This window comes from Rhodococcus sp. BS-15, assembly GCF_000813105.1.
Taxonomy (GTDB): domain Bacteria; phylum Actinomycetota; class Actinomycetes; order Mycobacteriales; family Mycobacteriaceae; genus Rhodococcoides.
In genome coordinates this window covers 1-6,112 of record NZ_BAOX01000285.1, presented here as the reverse complement: position 1 = coordinate 6,112, position 6,112 = coordinate 1, and the positions used below count along the sequence as shown (strand labels likewise).

General features: G+C 63.6%; 4 protein-coding genes and 1 pseudogene. All 5 read left to right on the top strand.

What is annotated here, in order from left to right:
- Positions 1-685: ABC transporter (locus RHBS_RS22785; protein ID WP_128646482.1), on the top strand; the 685-nt coding region annotated here is incomplete at its 5' end.
- Positions 686-895: 210 nt separating this feature from the next.
- Positions 896-2,032, top strand: a complete 1,137-nt coding sequence (chvE, locus tag RHBS_RS22780) for a multiple monosaccharide ABC transporter substrate-binding protein (protein WP_121870851.1) — start codon at positions 896-898, stop codon at positions 2,030-2,032.
- Positions 2,033-2,040: 8 nt separating this feature from the next.
- Positions 2,041-3,578 (top strand): annotated as a pseudogene (gene mmsA / locus RHBS_RS22775) (multiple monosaccharide ABC transporter ATP-binding protein).
- Positions 3,575-4,906: a multiple monosaccharide ABC transporter permease gene (mmsB, locus tag RHBS_RS22770; protein WP_121870852.1), complete on the top strand. Its 1,332-nt coding sequence runs from the start codon at positions 3,575-3,577 to the stop codon at positions 4,904-4,906. Before mmsA ends, mmsB begins: the two are co-directional and overlap by 4 nt.
- Before the next feature lie 91 nt (positions 4,907-4,997).
- Positions 4,998-6,008: a LacI family DNA-binding transcriptional regulator gene (locus tag RHBS_RS22765; RefSeq protein ID WP_121870853.1), complete on the top strand. Its 1,011-nt coding sequence runs from the start codon at positions 4,998-5,000 to the stop codon at positions 6,006-6,008.
- Positions 6,009-6,112: the final 104 nt, after the last annotated feature.

Below are 6,112 nucleotides of genomic sequence, written 5' to 3'. Positions count from 1 at the left end.
GTCCGGCACCGCAGGGGTGGCCTCGCTCGCCAACCCTCGCGGTGGCACGATGCAGCTTCTCGCTCAGCTCGGTCAGCTCACCTCCGACGACCGCGCCCTGGGCAACGCACTCAAGGAGGGTGGGCCACTCGATCGCCTGCTCGCCCAGGGTGGCGTCGTCGATCGACTCACGTCCGAGGACGGCACCCTCGAGCGCCTGCTGTCTCCTGGCGGCCCGGTCGAACGCATTCTTGCTCCCGGCGGCCCCCTGGACCGGTTGCTCGCCGAGGACGGACCGCTCGAACGACTCCTCGCGGAGGGCGGCCTACTGGACCGCATCACCGCCACCAACGGACCGCTCGAACGACTGACGGCAAAGGACGGCCCGCTCGAGGTGCTCACGCGTCAGGACGGCCTGATCGAGCGGGCCATCGCCGAGGAGGGCATCCTCGAAACGCTTCTCGCCGAGGACGGTGCCGTCGAGCGTTTGACGGCCAAGGACGGTCCGCTCGATCAGTTGGTCAAGCTCTCGGAAACGCTGACATCGGTGGCCCCGAACATCGAGCGGATGAGCATCTCGATCGACATCCTGCAGGATTCCGTGGAGATCCTCTCGGCTGCAGTTCACCCGCTGGGCGAGTTGGTCGGACGACTCCCGAGTCGCTGGCTCAAGAGCGGCAAGCAGTCGGTTAACGAGTTGCACTGACGTCTCCGGCAGACCCCTGAGAATTCTTCTTCTCAGGTCTGCCGAGCAGGCTTGGTTGTTAGCGCTCACACTGGTCGGCGGGGTTGTGGAAAATAGTCTTTGACATTGCTGATGTTATCGCTCACACTTTTGTCTTGATGTGATGTGAGGCACATATGAAGCCTCGACCCACGACTTTCGAGATCTGATTTCACCGAGCAGGGAGAAACGATGAAGTTTCGACATCTACCCATGGCCGCGGCCGCGGTGGCACTGGCCATCACGGTCACCGCATGCGGATCGAGCACCAAGACCGCAGACGTCGAGCCGGCCGACGGAGGGAGCACGGCAGGCGCACTGATCGGCGTGACGATGCCGACGAAGTCCTCGGCTCGATGGATCGCCGACGGAGACAACCTCGAGAGCGCGCTCGAGGGCCAGGGTTACAAGGTCGATCTGCAGTACGCCGAGAACGACATCCCCACTCAGGTCAACCAGATCGAGAACCAGATCACCCAGGGCGCAAAGCTTCTCATCGTGGCGTCGGTGGACGGCACGGCCATCACCACGCAGTTGCAGGAAGCCAAGGACAACGGCATCGGCGTCATCGCGTACGACCGCCTCATCCGCAACTCCCCCAACGTCGACTACTACGCGACGTTCGACAACTACAAGGTCGGCGTCGACCAGGCCACATCCTTGCTCGTCGGCCTCGGGCTGAAGAACGAGGACGGCTCGGACAAGGCCGACGCCCCCGCGGGCCCGCTGAACATCGAGGTCTTCGCCGGATCGCCGGACGACAACAACGCCACGTTCTTCTTCGACGGCGCGATGGAGACTCTGCAGCCGTACCTGGACGCCGGAACCCTGAAGATCGGCAGCGGCGAATCCGACTTCGAGACGGCCGCGACACTTCGCTGGGATCCGGCAACCGCACAGAAGCGCATGGAGGATCTGCTCACCAAGACGTACTCCTCGGGCCAGCAGGTGCAGGGCGTGCTCTCTCCGTACGACGGCCTGTCGATCGGAATCCTCTCCGCGCTCAAGAGCAACGGCTACGGTACGGCCGGTCAGCCGTACCCCATCGTCACCGGCCAGGACGCCGAGGTGCCGTCGGTGAAGTCGATCATCGCCGACGAGCAGTACTCCACGATCTACAAGGACACCCGCCAGCTGGCCGAGGTCACGATTCAGATGGCTCAGTCCATGCTCGACGGCCAGACGCCGGAGACGAACAACACGACGGACTACGACAACGGCGACAAGGTCGTTCCCGCGTACCTGCTGCAGCCCGAGATCGTCAACAAGGGCAACTACGAGCAGCTGCTGGTCGAAGGCGGCTACTACACCGACGATCAATTGAAGTGAGTTCTGCGATGACGAGCCGGATTCTCCAGATGCACGGCATCACCAAGACGTTTCCGGGAGTGAAGGCGCTCCAGGACGTCACGCTCGCCGTGGAGCGCGGCGAGATCCACGCGATCTGCGGTGAGAACGGCGCGGGAAAATCGACCCTCATGAAGGTGCTGTCGGGTGTGTATCCACACGGAACCTTCGACGGCGAGATCGTGTTCGACGGTCGGCCGTGCGCGTTCTCCGACATCAGGAGCAGCGAAGCCGAGGGCATCGTCATCATTCACCAGGAACTCGCGCTGAGTCCGCATCTGTCCATCGCCGAGAACATCTTTCTCGGCAACGAGCGGTCCAGGCGCGGGTTCATCGACTGGAACCGCACCAACTCCGAGGCCGCAGCCCTACTGAACCGGGTAGGGCTGCGGGAGAACCCCGTCTCCGTGGTGGGCGATCTCGCGTCGGCAAGCAGCAACTCGTCGAGATCGCGAAGGCACTGTCGAAAGACGTGACGCTGCTCATCCTCGACGAACCGACTGCGGCACTGAACGATTCGGATTCTTCTCACCTCCTCGACCTGCTACGCGGTCTGCGAGACGAGGGAATCACATGCGTGATCATCTCGCACAAGCTCAACGAGATCGCCGCCATCGCAGACCGGACGACGATCATTCGCGACGGCAGAACCATCGAGACGTTGGACATGCGCAACCCGGAGGTCACCGAGGATCGCATCATCTCGCTGATGGTCGGCCGCGATCTCGAGCACCGGTTCCCTCCCCACGAATCCACTGTGGGAGAGGAAGTTCTGCGCATCGAGGACTGGACCGTGCACAGCCCCACCCAGCACGGCCGAACCGTCGTCGACGGGGCGAATCTGACGCTGCGCCGTGGTGAGATCGTCGGCCTGGCCGGGTTGATGGGTGCCGGACGCACCGAGTTGGCCATGAGTGTCTTCGGACGCAGTTACGGCATCGACATCTCGGGGCGACTGTACAAGTACGGCAAGGAAATTCACGTCAAATCCGTCAGCGACGCCATTCATCACGGAATCGCGTATGCCACCGAGGACCGAAAGCGGTACGGCCTCAACCTGATCGACGACATCAAGCGCAACATCTCCACTGCGGCGCTCGACAAACTGGTGACCGGTGGTTTCGTCGACGACAACCAGGAGTACAAGGTCGCCGAGGGCTTTCGGAAGAGCATGAACATCAAGGCACCGAACGTCTCCGCCGTGGTCGGCAAGCTCTCCGGCGGCAATCAGCAGAAAGTCGTGCTGAGCAAGTGGATCTTCAGTGATCCCGATGTGCTCATCCTCGACGAACCGACGCGAGGAATCGACGTCGGCGCGAAGTTCGAAATCTATTCGATCATCAACGGTCTCGCCGACGCGGGCAAGGCAGTTCTGGTGATCTCCTCCGAGCTACCGGAACTGCTCGGGCTGTGCGACCGGATCTACGCGCTGTCCGCAGGCCGGATCACCGATGAGGTGACTCGCGAGGACGCGACACAGGAATCCCTCATGCATCTCATGACCCGTGGAACAGGAGTACTTCGATGAATCAGCTCATCACCGTCCGGGGGCTGCTCACGCGAAACCTCCGCCAGAGCGGGATTTTCATCGCGTTCGCGTTGATCATCCTGCTGTTCACCGTTCTCACCGGCGGCCAACTCCTGGTGCCGCAGAACATCAGCAACATGGTGGTGCAGAACTCGTACATCCTCATCCTGGCCATCGGCATGGTCGTGATCATCATCGCGGGCCACATCGACCTGTCCGTCGGATCGGTCGTCGCGGCGACCGGAGCGATCTCCGGTGTGCTGATGGTCCAGCAGAACGTGCCGTGGCCGCTCGCAGTGCTCATCACGCTGATCATCGGCGGTCTGATCGGAGCCTGGCAGGGCTATTGGGTTGCGTACTTCGGCATTCCGGCGTTCATCGTGACCCTGGCAGGCATGCTCATCTTCCGCGCAGTCACCCTCATCGTGCTCGGCAACCAGGGCATCGGACCGTTCCCCGGACCCGTACGAACGCTCGCGAACGGCTTCCTCCCCGGCTTCCTGGGAAATGTGGGTCTCGGGCCGCTCGGCGGTGCGGACATCTTCACCCTGCTCGTCGCGATCCTCGCAGTGGCCGCAATCGTGTTCGGCCAGTGGCGTTCTCGAACGGGACGGCAGAAGTTCGGTCAGGCCGTCGACGCGATGCCGCTGTTCCTGCTCAAGATGGTTTTGGCCGGCGGTCTGGTTCTCGCCATCGCCGTCCAGCTGGCGCGCTTCAAGAACCTGCCGTACGTGCTCATTCTCCTGGCCGTACTGGTGATGGGTTATTCCACGGTGGCAGGTCGGACGGTGTTCGGTCGGCACGTGTATGCCATCGGTGGAAACATTCACGCTGCGTCGCTGTCCGGCATCAAGGTCAAGCCGGTCACCTTCTGGATCTTCGTGAACATGGGCGTGCTGTCCGCACTCGCCGGAATCATCTTCGCCGGCCGCCTCAATCAGGCCGGACCCACCGCGGGCAACGGCTTCGAGCTCGACGCCATTGCCGCAGCCTTCATCGGCGGCGCGGCAGTGCAGGGCGGCGTCGGCCGCATCGTCGGGGCCCTCACCGGCGGACTCATCATTGCCGTGATCAACAGCGGAATGTCGCTCATCGGTTCGCCCAGCGAACGCGTTCAGCTGGTCAAAGGCCTGGTACTCCTCGCCGCGGTGGCGTTCGACATCTGGACCAAGCGCCAAGCAGCGAGCGGAAAGGGCAGCAAGGGCGACAAAGCCACGCCGCCGAGCAGCTATCTGGGGGTGCCCGTGCCTGCCGAGATGTTCTCCGGTACCGAGCCCGGTAAGCCCGCGCCCACCACGACCGGTTCGGCGGTGACCACACCCACGTGAACCACACACCCACGTAAACGTCGCAGTCGCGGGCACCGCAGGCCCGGGCATGCTGTGATTGTCTTCGACCACGAAGGGAGGCTCGGAAAAGATGACACCGACTCGCGGACCCGCCATGACCGATGTCGCCCGGCTCGCGGGCGTGTCCCATCAGACCGTCTCCCGCGTCATCAACGGTCATCCCAACGTGACCGAAGCGACGAGAACCAAGGTGGATCAAGCGATCTCGGAACTCGGCTACCGGCCGAACACTGCTGCTCGCGCTCTGGTCACCGGCCGCAGCAAGACCATCGGAATCGTGGGAACCGGAAACGCTCTCTACGGTCCGGTGTCGACGCTCTACAGCGTCGAATACGCCGCCCGCCACGCCGGCTACTCCGTGGTGGTCGGCGTCCCCACCTCGTTCGACGAGTCGGCCATCATCACCTGTGTGCGCCGGTTGCAGAAGCAGGGTGTCGACGGCGTCGTCGTCATCGCGCCACTGCGAACCGACGGCGGCGACATCGCCGATCTGGCCGGGGAGCTACCGCTCGTCGCCGTCGAGGGTTCGCCTGCCGGTGATCTGGCCGTCGTCTCGGTGGACCAGATCGCCGGAGCCAGGGCCGCAACCGCGCACCTGCTCTCGCTCGGACACCGCGCCGTGTGGCACGTTGCCGGCCCGCTGGGGTGGTACGAGGCTGCCGACCGCGTCACCGGATGGCGGATGGCCCACGAGGATGCCGGCATAGAACCACCGGCAACTCTCAGCGGCGACTGGACCGCGAAATCGGGATTCCGGGCCGGCAGCGAACTGGCCGGGAACGCCGACGTCACCGCAGTGTTCGCGGGCAACGACTCCATGGCACTCGGGGTGCTACGCGCACTGGAGGTCCACGGCAAGCGAGTACCGGAGGACGTCAGCGTGGTCGGCTTCGACGATGTTCCCGACGCGGAATTCTTCTCGCCGCCGCTGACCACCATCCGCCAGGAATTCACCGACGTCGGCGTACGAAGCGTCGAAATTCTGCTCGACCAGATCGACACCGGAAACCGAAGCACCAGACGTTCGAGCATCGAGCCGAGCCTGGTGATCCGAGCGAGCACCGGTGCCGCACGTGCATAGAACCTCGTAGCCTGCTACGAGTGTTCGTGCACGTGCGGCGGAGCCGCTCATATGCGCAGTTGGATCTCGACCAGGAGGCGTGCGTCGGCGTCGGTGAGATCGAG

What these genes read in the sequence shown, in the direction of transcription:
- chvE (WP_121870851.1), top strand. Translation starts at nt 896, where the DNA reads ATGAAGTTTCGACATCTACCCATGGCCGCGGCCGCGGTGGCACTGGCC.
- mmsB (WP_121870852.1), top strand. Translation starts at nt 3,575, where the DNA reads ATGAATCAGCTCATCACCGTCCGGGGGCTGCTCACGCGAAACCTCCGC.
- RHBS_RS22765 (WP_121870853.1), top strand. Translation starts at nt 4,998, where the DNA reads ATGACACCGACTCGCGGACCCGCCATGACCGATGTCGCCCGGCTCGCG.